Consider the following 839-nt stretch of genomic DNA (forward strand, 5'->3'; position numbering starts at 1 on the left):
TTTTCCATACCGCGAGAACGCTCAGAGATTTGGGTATATTAGCGGCGCTCGATAGCGCTGGTTCAAAAGGCATGAGCGCCATTGATATCGCCGAAAAAACAGGCGTGTCAGAATATGGTGTCAAAGTGCTGCTAGACATGGCGATAAGTGCGCACATTGTTTTGTGGGAAAAACCTAACTACTCACTGGCCAACCTCGGGTTCTACTTGTTGTACGATGGCATGACCCAAGCAAACATGGATTTCACGGCCGACGTTTGTTATGCCGCGATGATGCACTTGACTGAAGCAATCAAAGACGGCAAACCTGCTGGATTGAAAGAGCTGGGCGATTGGGAAACCATCTATCAAGGGTTGTCGACATTACCTGAGCAAGCTAAGCAGAGCTGGTTTAAGTTTGATCACTTCTATTCGGATCGTTCTTTCCCATTGCTGCTTAAAGAAGTGTTTGCCAATGAGCCAAAACATATTGTCGATATCGGTGGCAATACGGGTAAATGGGCAATGCAGTGCTGCAACTACGATAAAGATGTGCATGTGACCATTGTTGATTTGCCGCAGCAATTGGAAGTCGCGATGTCGAACGTGGCAGAGAATCAGCTCAGCGAGCGCGTGCATCCGTATCCTGCCAATATGCTTGATAAAGCCCAAACATTGCCTGATCATGCCGATATTTGGTGGATGAGCCAGTTCTTAGATTGTTTCTCTCCAATTGAAATTTTAAATATTTTGAAGAAAGTAAAGGCGCAGTTGAGCGCGGGCGATACCGTTTACGTTCTCGAACTGTTTTGGGATGCGCAGAAATACGCGGGCGCGTCATACAGCTTAAATGCTACCTCG

At 46.8% G+C, this 839-nt stretch carries 1 protein-coding gene; it reads left to right on the forward strand.

Annotated features, from left to right (window positions below):
- The coding region (locus tag R7Q11_RS25520) for a methyltransferase (protein WP_225466919.1) at positions 1-839 on the forward strand (839 nt) is incomplete at both ends.

It is taken from the genome of Vibrio sp. 970 (assembly GCF_033339075.1).